Here is a 21,140-nt window from a genome sequence, read left to right as displayed (position 1 = left end):
ATGAATTACCACCAATACTATCCAATTGACGTTGTTAACGGACCGGGTACGCGCTGCACGCTGTTTGTGTCGGGTTGTGTGCATCAGTGCCGTGGCTGTTATAACCAGTCGACGCAACGTTTGGATTCTGGTGTACTTTTCACGCAAGAAGCGGAAGACAAAATCATCGCTGACTTAAACGACACGCGTATCAAACGCCGTGGCTTGTCGTTGTCGGGTGGAGATCCGCTTCACCCTGCTAATGTGCCTCATATTTTGAAGATAGTGAAAAGGGTGAGAGAGGAGTGCCCAGGTAAAGACATTTGGGTTTGGACTGGCTACACGCTGACGGAACTGAATGACGCGCAAAGGGAAGTGGTGCAATACATCGATGTTTTGATTGATGGTAAGTTTGAACAAGACAAGAAAGACCTCAATCTCGAATGGCGTGGCAGTTCAAACCAAATCATTCATCGCTTTACGGACATCTAATCAAGCATTCTCCGCACATAAAAAGGGCTCACGCGTGCATAACGGGTGAGCCCTTTTTGGTGTGAGTTCGTTAATGTCTTTTTGGTTACGCTGTCACCGATTGGTCATCTTCAACCATATTATTTATCCAACGTTTAGATTGAATACGGTAAGTCGTCAGTACGCCTTTCACTAACTCTTCCGCGAGCAGAGACATCAAGACAAAATGCAAAGGCAGCCCTAGCACCATGCCTGTGTAATAAGTAAGGGGGATGCTAATAGCCCACTGACCGAACGTGTCGATGAAAATGCTATAGCGAATATCAGCGCCACTCTTTAGTACGCCGCCAATCCCAACCATGTTAAACACCCTCAAAATCATACCTAGCGCCATGACTAAACATACGTTAAGTGCCATGTCTGCATCGGTTAACGGGCTCAGTACCAATAGGTGATGAATCATGGGCGAGCTCAACCACACTAGGAAAAACAGCAAGGTGGCTAAGATTGCGCTGGTTAACACATACCACCACGCCGTTTTCTCGACTCGGTCATAATGTTTTGCACCAATATCATTCCCAAGAAGAACGGATGCAGCGACCGCAAATCCCATAAAGGTTGAAATCAGTACCCCTTCAATCGGTGATAAGAATGAGATGATCGCCAGTTCTGAAACGCCCAATTGACCATAGATGATGCTGTAAACGATCAATCCACCAGTCCAAAGCGCATCGTGGACCAACATGGGTAAAGAAACCTTAAAGTACTTTTTTCGATACTGTTTTAGGCGGCCTTGTACCCAATCGAACTTAGTCGGAATTAGGTAAGCATATCGTTTGTAGAAAAAATAAATCAAGACGGCGGTTTGGAAAAATCGAGAAACAAAACTACCTACGGCTGCACCAAATACGCCCCATTGAGGGAAACCAAATAAACCAAAAATCAAAACATAATTAAGCGCGACGTTAACGACAATGGCGGAGATACTAACGTTGGTTGCCAGTTTGGTTTGGCCCACGGAGCGCAATACCGCTTCAATCGGTACTACTATCGCCGTAGCAATGAGGCTAAAGCCCGTAACCACAAGATAATCACGTGCATAAGTGACGTATTCAGGATTGTCTGACATAAAAGAGACGATCTCTTCATCAAAAATCGCATAAAGAACGATAAACGGCAGCGTCACCAAAATGGAAATAAACCAAGATTGCGCCAACGTTCTGCGAATTCCGGCTAGGTTTCCTGAGCCGTAGTATTGAGAAGCAAGTACGGTAACTGCACCGCACAGGCCAAAGACAACTGCTAGGTTGAAGAAAAAGATACGATTTCCAACTCCAACTGCTGCCGTTGCAGATTCTCCGAGTAGGCTTACCATGAAAATATCCACGACGCCGAGCAAAGCAAAAAGCATGGACTGAAGTGAAACAGGTAGGCCAATCGTAATCAGCTTTTGCCAAAATGCTTTATCGATGTATTCGCGTGTTAAGAGCATCGCATTTCTCCTTAAAGATTAATGCGAGTAGTTTATCCTCATGATTTGGCGGTGTATTTTTCAAAGGAATCCAAAACCTTTGTAAAACTCTCTACTAACGCACATGTGAGCCAATAAATCATGGAAGATAAACAAGAACGCTACGCGATTTCAGAAAAAACTTATCAAGAGTTTATTGATCACAGTCGAGTATTAGCACTTGAGGAGAGAGGTATTGTGCAGTGCGGCATTGCCACTTGTCGTGACTTCTTCTCTGTTTATCGTAAAAACCAAAAGAAACACATGCTGCTCTATACGGTGCGTGGTAAAGGGTGGCTAGAGAGTGGGGCTTGTCGATACGATTTGGAACCGGGCTCGTTGATTACAGTACCCGCAGGTGTTGAAAACGGTTTTGGTATAGAAGAGGAACCTTGGCAGATCGCGTGGCTTTTTCTTGCTCCTGATAGAGAGTGGCCGATGTTAGAATGCGATGTTCGCTACCAGCTTTCATCTACACCTGAAGTGATGTATGCATGTATCCAAACGTTACTACGCAGCATTAACCTTCCAATCGATTATGGTGGTGCGGTAGGTGAGCATAGTGTGGCTCAGTTAGAGCTGATGTTAAACATGCCGCCCTCAGAGTCGATATCACGCAGCCAATTGAGGCTTCGGCGTGTATTTGACCTTGTCCAACGTCAGCTCCATAAGGATTGGAGCGTTGAGCAGGTGGCGGCTCTATATCCATGTTCGGAGCCTCATTTGCATCGACTGACTCAAAAGCAGTTTGGTCGAAGCCCAATGGCACATTTAACGCGTATGCGCATGGAATATGCTGCTAGGTTACTTCGTTCAACAGAATGGCCAATTCAGCATATTGGAGAAATAGTCGGATATCCGACAAGCCCTAACTTTAGTACACGTTTTAAAGCGTGGTCGACCATGACACCAAGAGAGTTTAGAAAAAACGGTAAAGTGGATTGGTACGACGAGGAGTGAATCGTTCTTTTTCTGAACGATAGAGCGCACAAAACTCACCGCAACCCAGAATTTTGTTCTCTAATTGATGAAATAAGTGAAAAATCATTTCGTCATTTTTTGCGATGGTGTTAACGTGAGGTTCGGTACTTGAATTTCAAAGGGTTATGACTTTCATGTTTTCTAATCTCCCAACTCCCGTATTAGATCCTATTTTATCTCTATCCGTTGCATACCGTAACGATGAACGTCCAAACAAGGTTGACCTTGGCATTGGCGTATACAAAAACAGCGCAGGCGAAACGCCGATTATGAAAGCTATTCAAATGGCGCAGGATGTCGTTGTTGAAACTCAAAAAACCAAGTCTTATGTTGGTCTTGCGGGTTGCGAAGAATTTAATAAAAGCATGATCGATTTGCTGCTGACGGGAACGTCTGCAATGGATCGTGTTGCAGCTATTCAAACGCCAGGTGCAAGTGGTGCGCTGCGTATGCTCGGTGATCTAATGAAGATCGCACAGCCAGATACGACGGTTTGGATTTCCAACCCAAGCTACGTAAACCACAAGCCAGTGATGGAAGCAGCAGGCCTTAAAGTTAAGTTCTACCACTATTTCTCTTCGGAAACGAAACAAGTAGACACCGCAAAAATGATGGATGATCTTGCGAAAGCTGGGCCTTCAGATGTGGTACTTCTTCATGGTTGTTGCCACAACCCAACTGGTGCGGATATTGACTTCTCTGCTTGGCAAGCCATTACAGAATTGTCGCAGAAGAACGGTTTCATCCCATTTGTGGACATTGCTTACCAAGGCTTCGGTGATGGCCTAGAAGAAGACGCAAAAGGTCTTCGTTTTATGGCAGATAACGTTGAAGAGATGTTGATTACTACTTCATGTTCGAAGAACTTTGGCCTGTACCGTGAACGAACTGGTGCAGCGATTGTGGTTGGTAAGAACATGCATGATGTAACCAATGCAAAAGGTAAACTCCTCACTCTAGCTCGCTCTACTTACACGATGCCACCCGACCATGGTGCAGCTTTAGTTAAGACCATTCTGCAAGATGACAATCTCACTTCCGTTTGGAAGCAAGAATTGAGTGAAATGCAACATCGTTTGGTTAGCCTTCGTCAAAGTTTGTGTAACGAGTTGAGAAACAACCATAATACAGATCAATTTGATTTCATTGAGGGTCACAAAGGCATGTTTACTGTGCTAGGCTTTAGTGGAAACCAAATGGCGCAACTGCGTGAAGATTATGGCATTTATGGTGTTGGCGATGGTCGAATTAACATTGCCGGACTTACCGAAACTCATATTCCATACGTAGCGGACGCAATTAAGAAAGTATCTCAAGCTTAATTGGAGTGTGGATGAAAAACTGGAAACTGATTCTGCCGCTTATGATGAGCGGCAGTTTAATTGCTTGTACGTCAACTCAAACGACGCAGGAACCTGTTGAGCCAGAGTCGCCAAAGGTCGAAGAGCCCGTTAAAGTCGAGCCAGAAGTGAAACCTGAGGTAGATCCAAAGCCAGAGGTGGAGCCCAAACCAGAAGCGAAACCTGAGAAAAAGCCGGAACCAAAGCCTAAGAAGCCAGTCAAGGTCACAAAAACACCCGATGGCATGTTAATTCTTGGTTCTGAAGAATGGGTTTATGTTCCTGAAATTGACCAGACTTTCAAGGCTAGAGTCGATACAGGTGCGACAACATCATCAATTAGTGCGACTGACATTGTTCCGTTTGAGCGTGATGGTAAAGACTGGGTTAAATTTAAGATAGATTTAGGTGACAAAGACACCAAAGAATTTAAAGTACCCGTTGAGCGCTGGGCTAAAGTTAAGCAGTCTTCGTCAGAAGAGGTGGATAAACGAGCGGTGGTAAAAGCCTACATTACCGTTGGGGATCACAAAGAAAAGACAGAGTTTACGTTAGCGGATCGCGGACATATGACGTTTCCAATTTTGCTTGGTCGAAGCTTTTTTAGAGATATCGCCGTTGTAGATGTATCGAAAAAATATGTGCAAGATAAACCTAAAAAAACCGCTAAAAACTGATGTATTACAGCTAGTTTCTGCTACAAGCTAATAATTCGTGATTAACAAGAAATGGCCTCCAAAATCGGAGGCTATTTTTATTGAATCATATGCTTGCTTGTGATGCCTGGTAGTCATATCCACTAAAATGCAAAACGAGCAGACATTACAATTTGCTGGCCATAGACACCATTATTTTTAAAATCTGCACCAAGCGATAGTTGCTGAGTTGAGTGGAATCGTGCGCCTAGATTGTAAATGGTATTCGAATCGTCATTATCTATGATTTGGCCGATACGGCCATGTAGCTCAACATTTTGCATAAACCAAATACGAGTGCCAATATTCACTTCCGTGCGCCACTCGTCGCCGACTTTATCACTGCCGTTCTCTTTAATGTTGTGTACCAACATTTGGCCATAAATATCTGCAAATTGGCCTGCTGGCCCATTAAAGCCTATACCACCAGCAATGTCCCAGTCTCCGCTGAATTCACTGTCTGCGCGAGCAATGAAATGGGTATTCTCTGTAAAGTAGGTATTGAACTCGCCACCAAATGTACCAGGGCTAGTGCCCATGCGAAATTCCATCGTGTTGTAGTTGAAATTATTTGCATGTGCGGAAAGTGGCAAAATAGCACACAAACCAAAGGCTGCAACCTTTAGAGCTTTACCTAGCATGGTGTCTCCGGGCAAGATGAATAAAATGAACAAAAAAATGGTCTGCAAAAAGCAGACCAAGATTGATAAAGCTATCATTTTAAGTGCTTGCCGTCACTATTTAGCTGTAATCGTCACTACATCATGTTGATATGCACAGCAATCGGGGTTTGTTTCACATGACCACGAGTTGTTCGACTTCAATCTCTGGTTTGTTCCCGCCTTCAAATTCGCCAAACAGACGGACTTTAGTCGTGTGATCAATCGGAGTATTTAGCTGAATATCGTCATCGAGTTCGACCATCACTTCACCGGAACCATCGCTAAAGACAAACTTATCCGCGCGAACTTGACGCAATAAGTTACCTTCAACGACCACATCTTTTTCAGTAAACATATTGGAGTCGTTTAGCAAGGCATCCAATTTTTCCACAGTGACAGGACCGTTAAACTGCAAGTTTGATTGGTTTTGAGCGTTATCTTTCGCGAACGCGATAGAAGGAGCAATAGCTAAGGCGGCGATTGTTGCGATAATTGTATTCTTTTTCATGTTACATCCTCATCGGTTTGTTTTGATGGGGTCATTAAAACAGGGCTTGTTTGAACCAATGATGATTTCAACATTCATATTCTATTCATTTGCTTGAGTAAGTGGGGACGATGACGTTATGATTGTTCATCTTCCTCTATTCCTTACAAATGTTCATGAAATCAGCGATCCCATCTTTAATGGTTCAAGGCACCACTTCGGATGCCGGAAAAAGTGTCCTTGTGGCAGGTTTATGCCGTGTATTAGCACGAAAAGGGATAAATGTTGCCCCATTTAAGCCACAAAACATGGCACTAAATAGTGCGGTAACCAAAGATGGCGGTGAAATAGGTCGAGCACAGGCCGTTCAGGCACAGGCGTGTAATATTGAGCCAACCGTACATATGAATCCGGTTTTGATTAAACCTAACAGTGATACAGGTGCTCAGATCATTTTGCAGGGTAAGGTGATTTCCAATATGGATGCGGCTGGCTTTCATGATTACAAGAAAGTGGCGATGGACACGGTGTTAGATTCCTTCTCTCGTCTGACTCAAGAATTTGATTCGATCATTATCGAGGGTGCGGGGAGTCCTGCTGAAATCAATCTACGAGAAGGCGATATTGCAAACATGGGTTTTGCTGAGGCCGCTGATGTACCAGTGATCATTGTTGCTGATATTGATCGTGGTGGAGTGTTTGCACATTTGTACGGAACACTTGCGTTACTTTCTGAATCTGAACAAGCGCGAGTAAAAGGATTTGTTATCAACCGTTTTCGAGGTGATATTCGTTTATTGCAATCGGGCCTCGATTGGCTAGAAGAAAAAACAGGTAAACCTGTACTTGGTGTACTTCCTTTTCTTCATGGTTTGAATTTAGAAGCAGAAGACGCGATCACTGCGCAGCAAGAGTTGCACTCTGAGGTAAAACTGAATGTTGTTGTGCCTGTTTTAACCCGGATTAGTAATCATACTGATTTTGATGTGCTGCGATTGAATCCAGACATCAATCTACGTTATGTAGGTAAAGGCGAAAAAATAGATAAAGCCGACCTGGTTATTTTGCCTGGGACCAAATCAGTGAGAGACGATCTGGATTATCTAAGAAGCCAGGGGTGGGATAAAGATATCTTGCGTCATATTCGTCTTGGTGGAAAAGTGATTGGTATCTGTGGCGGCTACCAGATGCTTGGAAACTTGATTGATGATCCAAACGGCGTCGAAGGCCAACCAGGTCAAAGCGAAGGACTTGGCTTGCTTGATATCACTACGACGCTAACTAACAGCAAACAGCTTACACACACACAAGCACAGCTTTCTCTTAACGGCAAAACAGCCAATGTAAAGGGTTATGAAATCCACGTAGGGCGAAGTGAAGTACGGGGCCTGCAACCTCTTACATTCAGTTCCGGTGAAGCGGAGGGGGCGATCAGCGAGTGTGGCCAAATCATGGGAACCTACCTTCACGGGTTCTTTGACGAGGCAGATGTCTTAAGCCTGGTATCAGAATGGGTAAACGGCACCCAAATCAAACAACAAGACTTTGAAGAGTTAAAGGAGCAAGGCATTAATCGCATCGCAGATGCGATAGAACAACATATGCGCCTTGATTTTTTGTTTAAATAGCACATTAACTGATTGAACTTTATATTCAAATAACCTGTTCTTTCGCTTGCCTTGTATTGGAGTATCTCTATGAAAGCATGGAAACCGCATGCTTGCCTTGCGGCAGTATTAAGCATTTCATTTTCAGCAAACGCAGCAACGAACCTAAAAGTGTATGCAGCCTCTTCTATGACGAATGCGATTAACGAGATCGCGCAAAACTTTGAAGAAAAGTATGACGTTTCTATCACTCCCGTTTATGGTGGTTCTTCTTCTATCGCTCGACAAATTATCAATGGCGCACCAGCGGATGTATTCATTTCTGCGAACACGAAATGGATGGATTATTTGGTCGATAAAGACGTCATTTATCGTGACAATGTCACAAATCTAGTGCGCAATAGCTTAGTGTTGATTGCTCCCCAGTCTTCAGAATTAACCTCATTTAACTTTTCTGATGCAAAGGCATGGGAGAAGTCATTGCATGGAAATCGTCTTGCTTTAGGCAATCCGACGTCAGTACCTGCTGGTATGTACGCGAAAGAGTCATTGACTACACTGGGTGTATGGAAAGCGGTTCAAACTCACGTCGCACCAGCAAAGAATGTGCGCTTAGCTTTGGCGTTGGTTGAACGTGGAGAAGCGCCTTTAGGTGTGGTCTACAAAACCGATGCTCAGTTAACTGATAAAGTCAAAATTCTCGGCGAATTTGCGAGTGATACGCATGCGGCTATTGTTTACCCGGCTGCAATTGTGAATGATTCTACTGAGTCGGAGCAGTTCTTCCAGTACCTAAAATCGGACGAAGCCGCACGCGTTTTTGCTCAATATGGCTTTCAGCAATAAACCGGCCTTCAATTATAGGAACGAAGCGTGACAGAACTGGAATACCAAGCCTTAATGTTAAGCCTCAAAGTAGGCGCGTACGCAGTACTTTGGCTGATTCCTCTCGGCGTTTTTCTTGCTTGGCTACTTTCTCGAAAAACGTTCTTTGGTAAATCGATTCTCGATAGCTTAATTCATTTACCACTGGTATTGCCGCCAGTGGTAATCGGCTATTTATTGTTGATTTCTTTAGGACGACAAGGGTTCCTTGGAAAGTGGCTCTATGAAAACTTAGGGGTAGTATTTAGCTTTAATTGGAAAGGGGCAGTAGTCGCTTGTATTGTCGTGGCTTTGCCTTTGATGGTTCGTTCAGTACGCTTAAGCTTAGATAGCGTCGACCCTAAATTGGAGCACGCAGCCTCTACGTTAGGCGCTTCTCCTTTAAAAGTGTTTCTCACCGTCACGTTACCACTGACCATTCCCGGAATTATTACGGGCACGATGCTGTCATTTGCTCGTAGTCTTGGCGAATTCGGGGCGACGATCAGTTTCGTCTCTAACATTCCGGGTGAGACCCAAACGATTCCGCTGGCAATGTACAACTTTATTGAAACGCCAGGTGCAGAAATGCAGGCGGCTCGTCTGTGTATCATTTCTATCGCGTTAGCCTTGTCTACATTAATGATCTCTGAATGGCTAAATCGTAAAGCGGCAAGCAGATTGGGTGCGAAGCAATGACGATTAAAGTCCAATTTAAACAAATGCTTGGTGAGACTGACTTCGACATCAAACTTAAGTTACCCTGTAACGGAATTAGTGCCTTGTTTGGACGATCTGGTGCAGGTAAAACGACGTTGATTAACATCATCAGCGGATTGGTCACTCCAAGGCAAGGGTATGTTGCGGTTGGTGAGCATGTTTTGTTTGACAGTGAACAGGGAATCAACCTACCAACGCACAAGCGTGGTATTGGTTATGTGTTTCAGGATTCACGTTTGTTTCCTCACTATTCGGTTCAAGGCAATTTGTTATATGGCGTTAAAGAAAAAGATGACGAGTATTTTGATGCAGTCACCGAACTCTTGTCTATCAAACCGTTACTAAAGCGCTTTCCGGTATCACTTTCTGGTGGTGAAAAGCAACGTGTTGCGATTGCGCGCGCATTGCTATCTAAACCCAATTTGCTTTTGATGGATGAGCCACTTGCCTCACTCGATATGCCAAGAAAGCGTGAGGTAATGCCTTTTCTTGAGGAGTTGTCGGAGAAGGTAAATATTCCTATTATCTATGTCACACACAGTCTCCAGGAAATTTTAAGGCTTGCTCAGCACCTTGCAATTATTGACCAAGGTAAAATTTCGAGTTCAGGTAAGCTTGAGGAAGTGTGGGCTTCTCATGCTATGCGTCCATGGCAATCTTTCTCAGATCAAAGCAGCTTATTTGAAGGCCGGATTGCTGAACATCATGAACGTTATGCACTGACTTGTATCAGCCTTGCACCTAATGTATTCCTGTGGGTGCAAAAGATTGACGGAACACCAGACACGCCAATACGCTTGCAAGTGCGTGCCAACGACGTTTCTATCACGCTCGAGCAACCCAAGGCGACGTCGATTCGAAATATTTTGCCTGCTATTGTCGATTCCATCGAGGCGTTTAACGCAGCCGATGACAAGCAGAGTATTAATGTATCACTCAAGCTAGACGAGAAATGTTATTTGTGGGCAACGATCACACCGTGGGCCCTTGATGATCTCAACCTAAAAGTTGGTAGCCGTGTTTTTGCACAAATTAAAGGTGTCAGTGTGACACAAAAAGATATGGCACTAGCGCCTCATTAACCGTTTAGACTGATTTACGCTTCATGATCAAAAAAGGCCGCAAAGTACGGCCTTTGTTACTAGAAGAATGTCGGAATTACTTCGCGAATACTTCTTTGAATTCACGCTTAAGAAGTGGGTCACGACGTGCTTTCTTAAGTTGCTTAACCATGTCTTTCACACAGTTGTGAAGCACATTATCAAGTAGTTGAGCACGGTATTCTTCTTTATCTTCATCTGTCATGTTTTCTGGCAGATTAAGAGTCGGAAACTCTTCCATCACATTAATACCAGCGAATGCTTGGCCTACAGAAACTAGAGCATGAAACTGTTCAAAGTTGTCTAGAATGTTCTGTGCACTTGCTGGCATTTCGTCCCATGATTCACGTACCGCTTCTTCAGACACTTCATGGATAGAGGTAACCATTTCGAACATTTGCTCTGGAACTTCGTCAAATTCGATAACTTTACGTAGCTCTGGAGAAATGCTGGCTAGATCGATTTTTTTGCTTTCGCTGTTAGTTGCTTCTGACATGGTGTGTCTCTCATTACAAAAAGGCGGGAATATTAATACCAAATGCATCAAATAGCTATACCCATTAGTCCGCAAGATGACCAAAGTGAATGAGTTTGTTGAACTTCTGCTCACAGGCCATGATTAGATAGGGTAACGTCCAGTCTAACTGCTTTATGCAATGGATTCCGTGATATTCAAACAAAAATATAGCACTTAATTATGAGTCGAATGCAACAACTCTATGAGTATGGTATATGTTTAATAAAGACATAATTAAAAATGGAACGCGTTATGCAACCGACAGGGACATCGATGCGAATCCTTCTGGTTGACGATGTTCAGCTAGACAGGATGCAGTTGGCTATTCGTCTAAAGCAACTTGGACATATTGTAAAAGCCGTAGGTAGTGGACTAGAGGCGTTAAATACCTACGAGAGTTTTGATCCGGAACTGGTGTTACTCGATATATCAATGCCAGATATGAACGGTTTTGAAGTCTCTCTTCATATAAGAGAAACGTTTCCGGATTGGATCCCAATTATTTTCTTGAGTAGTCACGAAGAGCCAGAAATGATTGCTAAAGCCATAGATGCGGGCGGTGATGACTATTTAATTAAGCCGGTAGATAAACTGGTACTGAACTCTAAACTTATCGCAATGCAGCGTATTGCTCATATGAGACGAGAGCTTAAGCAAGCGACAGCTCAATTGGAGCAAGTTAATCAACTTTTGACTCAGCAAGCGAATGAAGATGGCCTGACCAAACTCTATAACCGCCGTTATATCGACCATAAGTTGGAATCGATGGTTGCATGGCATGGCCGTCACAACATGCCAATGGCTTTGATTCTATTGGACGTCGATTTTTTTAAACCGTTTAATGATAATTACGGTCATATGGAAGGCGACCGTTGCTTGCAAGCGATTGCGAATCAACTCAAGGCTACTTTTTGTCGCTCTGGGGAATATGTAGGTCGATATGGTGGAGAAGAGTTTGTTGTGTTGCTAGGGTGTACCGACACTCAAACAGCAGAAAGAGAAGCCGAGCGTATACAAGAGGCTATGTATTTTCTCGATTACCCACATGAGTATTCTAGTGTGTCAAATAGAGTGACAGTGTCACAGGGTGTTTTTGTTTTTCAACCGACAGGGAAAGAAGTGCAATCAGACTTGTATGCGACAGTTGATAAAGCACTATATACATCAAAATCTTTGGGAAGAAACACACATACTGTGGTTAATTCTTTTTAAAAACAAAATCTTATGAATATTACTCCTTTTGTTGCGTTGTCACTTTTTGGTGGTTATTTTAAAGCTAACTCAAAGTAAGATAGGCAAAACAGTGCGAACGGAATGTCGCAATCGGGCGTATACCTTATACCTTTGATTAGATAGATGACATCGGGATAGTGGCAACGATGAGTGCAGTTATTATGCTGATGGGGAAGTTCGGTTTTGTTTTAAACCCAGACAAGCTTGTTAACTTTCACGATTGGTTAGGGCCTAACGAAGCTTTATGCAGTTACGTCCGGCCTTTTTCGCTTTGTAAAGTGCTTCGTCCGCTGATTTAATAACGTCCAGAGGAGCTTGCCCATTCCGGCTATCAGCAACTCCGAAACTTGCGGTAACAAAAACCGACTTTCTTTTCGAACTGTTGCTACCACGACGTTTTTGTCCTTGTTTATGGTTCTCAGGGCGAGATTCTTCATCGCGTAATATCATCTCGTATTCTGCAATCGATTTGCGAGCTTCTTCCAAAAAGTTCTTACATTCGTCAGCGTATTTGCCTTTAAAAACGATGGTAAATTCTTCTCCGCCAAATCGATAAACTTTTGCGCCGCCTGGGGTTTTAGTGAGGCGCGAAGCGACCATTTTTAGAACGTCATCACCAGTATCGTGACCGTAGGTGTCGTTAAACTTTTTAAAATGGTCAACATCAAGCATTGCGATCGTGAACTTCTTACCCATGTGTTTTAGATCGAGATCAAGTGCACGTCTGCTCGGAATCAGCGTTAGGCTATCGGTGAAAGCCAGTTGATGGCTAGCGGAAGCGGCATAAATAATGATAAGCAGCCCTGTTAGCGTAAACATGGTGCTTGATATGTACTGCACATCAAAGAAAATGAACGTCGCAGACGCCAATACCATGGCAGAGTAGGTCATCGCATGGATAATTTCATTCTTCTTTAAAACAAGGATTCCAAGAAAACAGACAATACCCACGCAATATAAAACAAGAATGAAAGGCAGTTTAGAGACCGTCGGTACAATAAATAAAATACCGCTTGTCCATTGTTCAAACCCTCCTTCAACGTAATATGCTAGCGTTAGATAAGACCAAAGAGCGAACATTGCTAACATCAAGATGTAAGTCAACATGGCTCTGGAGTCAAAACCATCTTTACTAAACAAAAATACCGTAAGAAACGAGACAGGAAGTAACGTGGCTAAAATGGTTAGCTCAAGTAAAGCGGTACCACTTTGAAGCGGGACTTGTAGGCGGTGCTGTATCACGAAGTAGGCTAGCAACATTGCCAAGCACACCATGGACTCTCTGCCTTGTTTAAATGAATAGCAAAGGAGTAGCGCACAACCTAATAGTATGTACGGCAAGTTTGCGGCAATGCCCCAGTTTGCCTGAGTCATCTGAATAATGCTGTCCATGCCCGAACTCACTATGCCCAGTAGCAAAAAAGGGAATAAGAATCTGAAGCCTGATGAAGTCATTGACGATGAGGACATCTATTACAAACTGCCTGAAAATAGTTGACTATATAATTGGTTAGGTAAATCGTTTTATCAATATGGATATTTATCCGTTATTGAATTTCGAACTTTGAGAACTAGCAAGAATACGTCTATTTGTTCCTTTTCCCAAGTATTTTGGAAGACATTACCGCAAAAAGAGAGAGATTGATTAAATTAAGAGCAATCAATAAGTTGTTATAAACAAGTCGTTGCTATACTCATTTCATAGGAAAAAGGAGATTTACAGATGCAGATAAGCTCAGATGTGCACAACTACATGGAAACATTAGTAGGCCAGGTTCTCAGTTTGCCTGAATTTTTAGAACAGTATGACAACGAACAGTTAGCCGATATTGCTTGCCTTGCGCTTATCCAGCTCAAGCCTGTCTATATCCGTCATGATATTGATTTTTTGTCTTCACTTCCTGAACAAAAATTAAGCCAGTTTAAGCAAAGCGCGGATATAGCGGTGAAAAACGCCGCAGAAATGGTGAAAGAAGACAGGCGTAAGAACCGAGAGTATGATGTGCCTGTAATTTTTTCCCATACTAGTTATGATGATGACAAAGAGTTGGATTGGTATGAAAAACCGATCCTTAACGTTAATATTAAGTAAGAGTCGCTCAGTTGACTAGTGAGCTGACCCAAGGAGGAATCGTGGGATTTTTTTCGCGTTTGTTTGGTGGCAGTGAGAAAACGGTTGAAGCCAAAAATATCGAACCAGTTGAGTATAAAGGTTTCCTTATTTACCCAGAGAGCCTTTCAGAGGGCGGACAATATCGCATCGCTGGTCGAATAGAAAAGCATGACAATGATGAAGTGAAAACACATCGGTTTATTCGCTCCGATTTGCTTGGCTCAGAGCAAGATGCCAATGACCTTATGTTGAAGAAATCTCAAATGTTTATTGATCAAATGGGCGATAAAATCTTCGACTAGCAATTTACTGCAATTTGATTCCAGTCATCTTAAAAAGAGCCATTAGTGTATATGCTAGTGGCTCTTTCTTTTTAACGCTTAAATCTCTGTTAAGTCGGTATTTAATCGTTACCTGGTTAGACCTCAGTCTAGTACGGTGTTGCGTTGTTATTTTTCGTGCACAGAGCGACAATCATTCATTACTTAGCGTTATATGTAATGAAATTTAGTATTTAAATTACAAAACACTTGAAGTAATGAGACGCGTTCGATACAAACAGAATAATAACAGGGCTGTTAGTCAAGGTGTTATTGTGCAAATGGGTGTCCCCAAACATCATCTTTCGTTTGCAATTGTCTTGCGTGGTAAACAGATAGAAATAAAAAAGAATTAGAGTAGAGCGACGCTCTGTTTTGGGACTAATTTATTGATATGTATACAAGGAGTATGCGTTTTGCAAATCGGTGTACCTAAAGAGATACTCGCGGGTGAATCGCGAGTGGCTGCATCGCCGAAGTCGGTTGAGCAGTTAATAAAATTGGGATTCGATGTCGCGATTGAATCCCAAGCGGGGGTGCTAGCGAGTTTCGATGATGCCGCTTATGAAGCAGCTGGTGCGAAAATCGTTTCTAGTGAAGAAGTTTGGGCATCTGGCCTTATTTTAAAAGTTAATGCGCCCATTGTGGATGATGAGCAAGGCATTGACGAAATTGCGTTACTGCAAGATGGAGCAACACTGGTTAGCTTTATTTGGCCGGCTCAAAATGCTGAGTTGATGGAACAACTTTCAAGTAAGAACATTAACGTTCTTGCCATGGATTCCGTTCCTCGTATCTCACGTGCACAAGCCTTAGACGCGCTATCTTCGATGGCTAATATCGCTGGTTATCGTGCAGTGGTTGAGGCAGCTCATGAGTTTGGTCGTTTCTTTACAGGTCAAATTACGGCTGCCGGTAAAGTACCTCCAGCGAAAGTATTGGTTGCGGGTGCTGGCGTCGCTGGCTTGGCGGCTATCGGTGCTGCAGGTAGCTTAGGTGCCATTGTCCGTGCGTTTGACGTCCGCCCAGAAGTAAAAGAGCAAGTTGAATCGATGGGCGCTGAGTTCCTGACCGTTGACTTTCAAGAAGAGTCAGGCTCTGGGGATGGCTACGCAAAAGAAATGTCTGATGACTTCAACAAAAAAGCGGCAGAGTTATACGCAGAGCAAGCTAAAGATGTTGACATCATTATTACGACCGCGCTCATCCCTGGTAAACCTGCGCCGAAGTTGATCACCAAAGAAATGGTCGACAGCATGAAAGCGGGCAGTGTAATTGTCGACTTGGCAGCTGCTAATGGCGGTAACTGTGAATATACAGTGAAAGACCAAGTTATCATGACGGATAACGGCGTAAAAATTGTTGGTTACACTGACATGGTTGGTCGTTTGCCAACACAATCTTCTCAGCTTTACGCGACAAACCTTGTCAACCTTCTAAAACTGCTTTGTAAAGAGAAAGATGGCAACATCAATATTGATTTTGAAGATGTTGTTATCCGTGGCGTTACCGTGGTGAAAGCAGGTGAAGTTACTTGGCCAGCGCCACCAATTCAGGTTTCAGCTCAGCCGCAAGTGAAACAAGAACAGCCTGTAAAGCCAGAGCCTAAAGTAGAAGAACCTACGTCTCCAACGAAGAAAATTATTGGTGTGGCAGCGGCTGTTGGAGCCTTTGCATGGGTAGCATCGGTTGCTCCGGCAGCGTTTCTTTCTCACTTTACTGTATTTGTTCTAGCGTGTGTTGTCGGATACTACGTAGTATGGAATGTTACCCATGCACTTCATACTCCACTAATGTCAGTAACGAATGCTATCTCTGGCATTATTGTCGTTGGTGCATTACTGCAAATTGGACAAGGTAATGGCGTCGTTTCATTCCTATCTTTTATTGCCGTATTGATCGCGAGTATCAATATCTTCGGTGGTTTCACCGTCACCAAGCGTATGCTTGAAATGTTCCGCAAAGATAAATAGGAGTCACAATGTCTGCAGGATTAGTACAAGCAGCTTACATTGTTGCTGCATTATTTTTCATCATGAGTTTGGCGGGGCTTTCAAAGCAAGAGTCTGCTCGTAATGGTAACTACTACGGTATCGCTGGTATGACGATCGCGCTAATAGCGACGATCTTTAGCCCAGATGCGCAAGGTTTTGGTTGGATCATTATCGCGATGGCGATAGGTGGTGCGATCGGTATTTTCTATGCGAAGAAAGTAGAAATGACCGAGATGCCAGAACTGGTTGCGATTCTACACAGTTTTGTAGGTTTAGCTGCGGTTTTAGTTGGCTACAACAGCTACCTAGATGCGCCAGAAGCAGCAACACATGCTGAGCATGTTATCCACCTTGTAGAAGTATTCTTGGGTGTGTTCATCGGTGCCGTAACTTTCACCGGTTCAATTGTCGCATTTGGTAAGCTGCGTGGTGTGATTTCTTCGTCGCCACTTAATCTGCCTCATAAGCACAAAATGAACCTCGCAGCGGTTGTTATTTCTACGCTTCTTATGATCTACTTCGTAAAAGCAGATGGCAGCATGTTCGCTCTTATTGTGATGACTTTGATCGCGTTCGCATTCGGCTACCATTTAGTCGCTTCAATCGGTGGTGCAGATATGCCAGTTGTTGTCTCTATGTTGAACTCATACTCAGGTTGGGCAGCAGCGGCAGCAGGTTTCATGCTAGCAAATGATCTATTGATTGTAACAGGTGCTTTGGTAGGTTCATCAGGTGCGATTCTTTCTTACATCATGTGTAAAGCAATGAACCGTTCGTTTATCAGTGTTATTGCCGGTGGTTTTGGTCAAGAGATAGTGATTTCAGGTGACGAAGAGCAGGGCGAATATCGTGAAACAACGGCTGAAGAAGTTGCAGAGATGTTGAAGAACTCAAAATCAGTAATCATCACTCCAGGATATGGCATGGCAGTAGCTCAGGCACAATACCCTGTTCATGAAATTACTGATGTACTTCGTTCACAAGGTATTGAAGTTCGCTTTGGGATTCACCCAGTAGCGGGTCGTCTACCGGGGCATATGAATGTGTTACTCGCTGAAGCAAAAGTACCGTATGATATCGTTCTTGAAATGGATGAAATCAATGATGACTTTGCAGAAACCGATACCGTATTGGTTATCGGTGCTAACGATACGGTCAACCCAGCCGCACTGGAAGATCCGAACAGCCCAATCGCTGGTATGCCCGTATTGGAGGTATGGAACGCGAAAAACGTAGTGGTATTCAAGCGCTCAATGAATACTGGTTACGCAGGAGTACAGAACCCACTGTTCTTCAAAGAAAATACATCAATGCTATTTGGTGATGCGAAAGAAAGTGTTGAGTCTATTTTTAAAGCACTTTAACCATTCTTGATTTAAAACTATACAGGGTCAGCAATCGCTGGCCCTTTTTTGTTCCGTTTCAATGTTATAGTAATGCAAATCCTTCTGTTAGCAGATGTCAATTGCTTGTAGATTGATGTATAGTTTTGGCTAATGTAACAAGTGACGGTAACAGTTTGATTAAAAAGTTTTTGCTCGGTTTTGCAACTGTATTGCCGCTTTTTTCGGCACCTGCATTTTCCGATTCACTACCAGAAAGAATAGATACGTTTACAGAGCTATTTAACTATGAAGTAGCTCTTAAGTCGTACGATATTCGTATTCTGCAATCAAATTATCCTACCAAGTTACTTGCGCCAGATTCGCTTCTGCCGCAAACGTCTGACTATCCGTTAAAAGATATCCAACAGCTTTACAGCTTGGCGAATACTTGTCGTGGCAAATTACCATTAAGTCCTTTAATTACTGAGCCTTTAGTATTTACAAGGGCGATTTGTAAAGGGACGCAGCTGACACCTCGTTGGTTCTCGCGTAGTGGTCTCATTCACCCTGGTGGTGGGACGTATGCGGCACGTTATGTGGATAAGTATCCAGAACTCAAACCCAAACTATCTCAGTACATGCATATAAAAGAGCGTGATAACGAGGAAGGGGATGAGTTGCTAGAAAGCTTGAAAAACATGGATGACGACGCCATTAATGCTTTGATTGCAGGCGCGAGCATGTTTATTGAAGGTAACGAACTTTGGTTAAGACGTGGTGACCGTTACTTTGTTTTCGAGAAAGATATCTGGCAAGAGAACGTAGCGAATGCGGGTCTGTCATACGCTCTAGCGTCTCAAAGCAAAAGTTGCTTTGTTAAACGAGGTAATATTTGTTGGGATGTAGAAGATCACTCGCAAGTTTTGCGGATCAGTATGATCATACTGGTAATCGCCAATATTCTTTTGGTGATTGGTTGGGCGGTGTACCGTTGGAATAGCAAGCGAGAAGAACTACGTAGTAGAATGCTCGTGTTGCAAATTTTAACGCATGAGCTCAGAACACCGATTGCATCTCTGTCACTAACGGTTGAGGGCTTTCGTCGAGAGTTCGAGCATTTGCCTGAAAGTGTGTATGACGAATTCCGCAGATTGTGTGAAGATACGCGCCGCCTGCGTCAATTGGCAGAAGCGAGTAAAGATTATTTGCAATCTGATAACCAAATGCTTGCAACAGACTGGGTACCATCCGTTGCAGATTGGTTAGAATTTAAGATCGAAGAAGAATTTGATAGTGCCGTGCTTTTTAACATCAATGAAGATGTGGCTGCTAAAGTTAATGTGTACTGGTTAGGAACTTGTATCGATAACTTGCTTCGTAATGCGCTTAAGTACGGTGTCGCACCGGTTGAATTGGATGTCTCAACTAGTGAAGAAAAAATAGTATTCCAAGTCCGAGATGCAGGAGGCCTAACGGCTAAAGATTGGGCAAATTTGAAGAAACCGTTCGTAAGTAAGAGCGGGTTAGGACTTGGATTAACAATCGTTGAATCTATGGTAGGCCGCATGGGCGGAAAAATGTCCTTAATGGGACCACCTACAACTTTTATATTGGAGATACCTTGTGAAACAGACACTGCTTCTCGTTGAGGACGATAAAAACTTGGCTGACGGCCTGTTAGTAAGCCTGGAACAAGCAGGATATGAGTGTTTACATGTGGAGCGTATTGCAGACGTAGAGCCACAATGGAAAAAAGCTGACTTGGTAATTCTCGATCGCCAACTCCCAGATGGTGACTCTGTACAATGTCTCCCAGAATGGAAACAGATTAAAGACGTACCAGTTATCTTGTTAACGGCACTTGTTACCGTAAAAGATAAAGTTGCAGGCCTTGATTCCGGCGCGAACGACTACTTAACAAAGCCTTTTGCTGAAGCGGAGCTTTTTGCGAGAATCCGTGCACAGCTACGAGCACCGGATTCAGCAGAACAAAGCAACGCTGATAAAGTGATTACAAAAGACTTAGAGATTGACCGCTCGACTCGTGAAGTGACTTATAAAGACGAGCTAATTACGCTTACTCGAACAGAGTTTGATTTGCTGCTATTTTTGGCGTCAAACTTAGGTCGCGTGTTTACTCGTGATGAGCTACTTGACCACGTTTGGGGTTACAATCACTTCCCGACAACACGTACGGTTGATACACATGTACTACAGCTTCGTCAAAAACTGCCAGGACTGGAAATTGAAACACTTCGTGGTGTTGGCTACAAGATGAAAGCATAAGTCGTAATGAAAATACTACTCCCTGTAGTTCTCTCATTAGCGTTAGTGAAACCAGTCCATGCAATGGACTGGTTTCAAACTAACACGCCTTTAACACAGGCACATCAACACTTACTTGAAGATGATCTTGCGGGTATGTTCAACTCTCTTGTTGAACTCTGGCAAACGGAACCAAGTAAAGATTTGACTCCTCACCTTAATGATCTTCTTGGTCAGTCACTATCTAAAAACTGTGGCAAGGCTCTCACTGGTGTAACGCTGCCTGATTGGATAAGTGGTGTGAACGTTATTCGTCAGACTATTCAAAGCCCTGGGCGAGATACATTTAGATTGGTAATCAAGCTAAGAGCTACAACTGACATCGAAAATATTTCATTTAATCGATGGGTGGATGATTCTATATCCGCGGACAGTTCATTCAGCTATGAACAACAGCCGAGCGGGACAGAACTTGCCAACGAGCGTAGCTACTCGAAACGCTATAACTTAACAGGTAAACTTGAAGCTGGTTTATATCACTTAACCGTTGTTTCTACTGATAAACAAGAGTATCGAACTTGGGTAATACTTGGAGATTCAAACTCTTCTCAATATGTTCGTTGGACATCTAAAGAGAATTGGAAAGTAGAAAAGAGCGCACTTCGTAATCCCCATTGTCCATTACCGCAACTTGAAGTCGGTTTGTATGACTACATTGATGGCCAGTACGAGCAAATGTGGAAAAAGACTTACGAGTCTAACTATCCAAATTCATTGGAGCTAGCGGGTGTCCCAAACGATAGATACGTATTGGCGGTAAGTATCAATAGTCGCCGTTGGCAGGGCGATATAATTGTTGAGCAGGCTCAAACTATTAGCCGAACCTATGATCTTTCCCAGGAAGAATAGTTAAAGAAATACTACTTGTGCCGATAAAGGTTCAGGACGAACTAAAAT

Annotated in this window: 21 protein-coding genes; 16 read left to right on the top strand and 5 right to left on the bottom strand. The window is 43.3% G+C overall.

Annotation, left to right across the window (positions count from 1 at the left end; genetic code table 11):
• Positions 1-471 carry an anaerobic ribonucleoside-triphosphate reductase-activating protein gene (nrdG, locus tag R7M92_RS05555; RefSeq protein WP_005376213.1) on the top strand — a complete coding sequence of 157 codons (471 nt, stop codon included), beginning with the start codon at positions 1-3 and terminating at the stop codon, positions 469-471.
• 85 nt (positions 472-556) lie between these two features.
• Here nrdG and R7M92_RS05550 read toward each other — a convergent pair whose 3' ends face one another.
• Complete coding sequence (locus R7M92_RS05550; RefSeq protein ID WP_318132905.1) at positions 557-1,942, bottom strand: MATE family efflux transporter; 1,386 nt, start codon at positions 1,940-1,942, stop codon at positions 557-559.
• A gap of 120 nt (positions 1,943-2,062) precedes the next feature.
• Here R7M92_RS05550 and R7M92_RS05545 point away from each other — a divergent pair, with 120 nt between their 5' ends.
• The 3 genes from R7M92_RS05545 to R7M92_RS05535 all read left to right on the top strand — a co-directional run bounded on the left by R7M92_RS05545 (position 2,063) and on the right by R7M92_RS05535 (position 4,958).
• A complete protein-coding gene (locus tag R7M92_RS05545) occupies positions 2,063-2,920 on the top strand; it encodes an AraC family transcriptional regulator (RefSeq protein ID WP_318132904.1) in 858 nt (285 codons plus the stop codon).
• 155 nt (positions 2,921-3,075) lie between these two features.
• Positions 3,076-4,263, top strand: a complete 1,188-nt coding sequence (locus R7M92_RS05540) for an aromatic amino acid transaminase (protein ID WP_017634625.1) — start codon at positions 3,076-3,078, stop codon at positions 4,261-4,263.
• 11 nt (positions 4,264-4,274) lie between these two features.
• Positions 4,275-4,958: an ATP-dependent zinc protease gene (locus R7M92_RS05535; protein ID WP_047101086.1), complete on the top strand. Its 684-nt coding sequence runs from the start codon at positions 4,275-4,277 to the stop codon at positions 4,956-4,958.
• Between the two features lie 122 nt (positions 4,959-5,080).
• On the opposite strand, the gene R7M92_RS05530 is transcribed toward R7M92_RS05535, so the two are convergent.
• Together R7M92_RS05530 and R7M92_RS05525 are read right to left on the bottom strand one after the other, a co-directional pair.
• Positions 5,081-5,617 carry a hypothetical protein gene (locus tag R7M92_RS05530; RefSeq protein WP_017634623.1) on the bottom strand — a complete coding sequence of 179 codons (537 nt, stop codon included), beginning with the start codon at positions 5,615-5,617 and terminating at the stop codon, positions 5,081-5,083.
• A gap of 154 nt (positions 5,618-5,771) precedes the next feature.
• Positions 5,772-6,146, bottom strand: a complete 375-nt coding sequence (locus tag R7M92_RS05525; protein ID WP_005376220.1) for a YgiW/YdeI family stress tolerance OB fold protein — start codon at positions 6,144-6,146, stop codon at positions 5,772-5,774.
• A gap of 155 nt (positions 6,147-6,301) precedes the next feature.
• On the opposite strand from R7M92_RS05525, the gene R7M92_RS05520 reads away from it, so the two are divergent.
• The 4 genes from R7M92_RS05520 to modC all read left to right on the top strand — a co-directional run bounded on the left by R7M92_RS05520 (position 6,302) and on the right by modC (position 10,398).
• Positions 6,302-7,753, top strand: coding sequence for a cobyric acid synthase (locus R7M92_RS05520; protein ID WP_318132902.1), 1,452 nt, complete (start codon positions 6,302-6,304; stop codon positions 7,751-7,753).
• A 69-nt stretch (positions 7,754-7,822) separates the two neighbouring features.
• Positions 7,823-8,578 (top strand): molybdate ABC transporter substrate-binding protein, encoded by a 756-nt coding sequence (gene modA, locus R7M92_RS05515; protein WP_318132901.1) that lies wholly within the window; start codon positions 7,823-7,825, stop codon positions 8,576-8,578.
• A 27-nt stretch (positions 8,579-8,605) separates the two neighbouring features.
• Positions 8,606-9,295, top strand: coding sequence for a molybdate ABC transporter permease subunit (gene modB / locus R7M92_RS05510; RefSeq protein WP_064376841.1), 690 nt, complete (start codon positions 8,606-8,608; stop codon positions 9,293-9,295).
• On the top strand, positions 9,292-10,398 hold the full coding sequence (modC, locus tag R7M92_RS05505; RefSeq protein ID WP_005388041.1) for a molybdenum ABC transporter ATP-binding protein ModC: 1,107 nt from the start codon (positions 9,292-9,294) through the stop codon (positions 10,396-10,398). Before modB ends, modC begins: the two co-directional genes overlap by 4 nt.
• 76 nt (positions 10,399-10,474) lie before the next feature.
• Here the strand turns inward: modC and R7M92_RS05500 are convergent, their stop codons facing one another.
• Positions 10,475-10,912 carry a DUF3069 domain-containing protein gene (locus R7M92_RS05500; RefSeq protein ID WP_005376232.1) on the bottom strand — a complete coding sequence of 146 codons (438 nt, stop codon included), beginning with the start codon at positions 10,910-10,912 and terminating at the stop codon, positions 10,475-10,477.
• A gap of 273 nt (positions 10,913-11,185) precedes the next feature.
• Between R7M92_RS05500 and R7M92_RS05495 the strand changes: the two genes are divergently transcribed.
• Complete coding sequence (locus tag R7M92_RS05495) at positions 11,186-12,145, top strand: diguanylate cyclase (RefSeq protein ID WP_318132899.1); 960 nt, start codon at positions 11,186-11,188, stop codon at positions 12,143-12,145.
• A gap of 252 nt (positions 12,146-12,397) precedes the next feature.
• Here the strand turns inward: R7M92_RS05495 and R7M92_RS05490 are convergent, their stop codons facing one another.
• Positions 12,398-13,636, bottom strand: coding sequence for a GGDEF domain-containing protein (locus tag R7M92_RS05490; protein WP_318132897.1), 1,239 nt, complete (start codon positions 13,634-13,636; stop codon positions 12,398-12,400).
• A gap of 253 nt (positions 13,637-13,889) precedes the next feature.
• Between R7M92_RS05490 and R7M92_RS05485 the strand changes: the two genes are divergently transcribed.
• The 7 genes from R7M92_RS05485 to R7M92_RS05455 all read left to right on the top strand — a co-directional run bounded on the left by R7M92_RS05485 (position 13,890) and on the right by R7M92_RS05455 (position 21,092).
• Positions 13,890-14,258 carry a late competence development ComFB family protein gene (locus R7M92_RS05485; protein ID WP_005376241.1) on the top strand — a complete coding sequence of 123 codons (369 nt, stop codon included), beginning with the start codon at positions 13,890-13,892 and terminating at the stop codon, positions 14,256-14,258.
• A 41-nt stretch (positions 14,259-14,299) separates the two neighbouring features.
• A complete protein-coding gene (locus tag R7M92_RS05480; RefSeq protein WP_005376244.1) occupies positions 14,300-14,581 on the top strand; it encodes an HlyU family transcriptional regulator in 282 nt (93 codons plus the stop codon).
• A gap of 434 nt (positions 14,582-15,015) precedes the next feature.
• Complete coding sequence (locus R7M92_RS05475; protein ID WP_054579595.1) at positions 15,016-16,572, top strand: Re/Si-specific NAD(P)(+) transhydrogenase subunit alpha; 1,557 nt, start codon at positions 15,016-15,018, stop codon at positions 16,570-16,572.
• Between the two features lie 8 nt (positions 16,573-16,580).
• Positions 16,581-17,957 carry a Re/Si-specific NAD(P)(+) transhydrogenase subunit beta gene (pntB, locus tag R7M92_RS05470; RefSeq protein ID WP_005376248.1) on the top strand — a complete coding sequence of 459 codons (1,377 nt, stop codon included), beginning with the start codon at positions 16,581-16,583 and terminating at the stop codon, positions 17,955-17,957.
• A 155-nt stretch (positions 17,958-18,112) separates the two neighbouring features.
• Positions 18,113-19,567: a sensor histidine kinase VxrA gene (vxrA, locus tag R7M92_RS05465; RefSeq protein ID WP_025767766.1), complete on the top strand. Its 1,455-nt coding sequence runs from the start codon at positions 18,113-18,115 to the stop codon at positions 19,565-19,567.
• Positions 19,542-20,204, top strand: coding sequence for a response regulator transcription factor VxrB (vxrB, locus tag R7M92_RS05460; RefSeq protein ID WP_005376251.1), 663 nt, complete (start codon positions 19,542-19,544; stop codon positions 20,202-20,204). The genes vxrA and vxrB overlap by 26 nt, the downstream gene beginning before the upstream one ends.
• A gap of 6 nt (positions 20,205-20,210) precedes the next feature.
• The gene (locus tag R7M92_RS05455) at positions 20,211-21,092 is read left to right on the top strand and encodes a DUF2861 family protein (RefSeq protein ID WP_017820158.1); all 882 of its coding nucleotides are present in this window, start codon (positions 20,211-20,213) and stop codon (positions 21,090-21,092) included.
• Positions 21,093-21,140 lie beyond the last annotated feature (48 nt).

Origin of the sequence: Vibrio sp. Vb2880 (assembly GCF_033337975.1) — a bacterium.
GTDB classification, from domain to species: domain Bacteria; phylum Pseudomonadota; class Gammaproteobacteria; order Enterobacterales; family Vibrionaceae; genus Vibrio; species Vibrio alginolyticus.
This window is presented reverse-complemented; position numbering and strand designations above follow the sequence as displayed.

Coding starts and splice junctions, on each gene's coding strand:
- modA (WP_318132901.1), top strand. CDS start 7,823: ATGAAAGCATGGAAACCGCATGCTTGCCTTGCGGCAGTATTAAGCATT.
- R7M92_RS05540 (WP_017634625.1), top strand. CDS start 3,076: ATGTTTTCTAATCTCCCAACTCCCGTATTAGATCCTATTTTATCTCTA.
- R7M92_RS05545 (WP_318132904.1), top strand. CDS start 2,063: ATGGAAGATAAACAAGAACGCTACGCGATTTCAGAAAAAACTTATCAA.
- modC (WP_005388041.1), top strand. CDS start 9,292: ATGACGATTAAAGTCCAATTTAAACAAATGCTTGGTGAGACTGACTTC.
- R7M92_RS05485 (WP_005376241.1), top strand. CDS start 13,890: ATGCAGATAAGCTCAGATGTGCACAACTACATGGAAACATTAGTAGGC.
- R7M92_RS05525 (WP_005376220.1), bottom strand. CDS start 6,146: ATGAAAAAGAATACAATTATCGCAACAATCGCCGCCTTAGCTATTGCT.
- pntB (WP_005376248.1), top strand. CDS start 16,581: ATGTCTGCAGGATTAGTACAAGCAGCTTACATTGTTGCTGCATTATTT.
- R7M92_RS05530 (WP_017634623.1), bottom strand. CDS start 5,617: ATGCTAGGTAAAGCTCTAAAGGTTGCAGCCTTTGGTTTGTGTGCTATT.
- R7M92_RS05550 (WP_318132905.1), bottom strand. CDS start 1,942: ATGCTCTTAACACGCGAATACATCGATAAAGCATTTTGGCAAAAGCTG.
- R7M92_RS05520 (WP_318132902.1), top strand. CDS start 6,302: ATGAAATCAGCGATCCCATCTTTAATGGTTCAAGGCACCACTTCGGAT.
- nrdG (WP_005376213.1), top strand. CDS start 1: ATGAATTACCACCAATACTATCCAATTGACGTTGTTAACGGACCGGGT.
- R7M92_RS05535 (WP_047101086.1), top strand. CDS start 4,275: ATGAAAAACTGGAAACTGATTCTGCCGCTTATGATGAGCGGCAGTTTA.
- R7M92_RS05500 (WP_005376232.1), bottom strand. CDS start 10,912: ATGTCAGAAGCAACTAACAGCGAAAGCAAAAAAATCGATCTAGCCAGC.
- R7M92_RS05495 (WP_318132899.1), top strand. CDS start 11,186: ATGCAACCGACAGGGACATCGATGCGAATCCTTCTGGTTGACGATGTT.
- R7M92_RS05490 (WP_318132897.1), bottom strand. CDS start 13,636: ATGTCCTCATCGTCAATGACTTCATCAGGCTTCAGATTCTTATTCCCT.
- R7M92_RS05455 (WP_017820158.1), top strand. CDS start 20,211: ATGAAAATACTACTCCCTGTAGTTCTCTCATTAGCGTTAGTGAAACCA.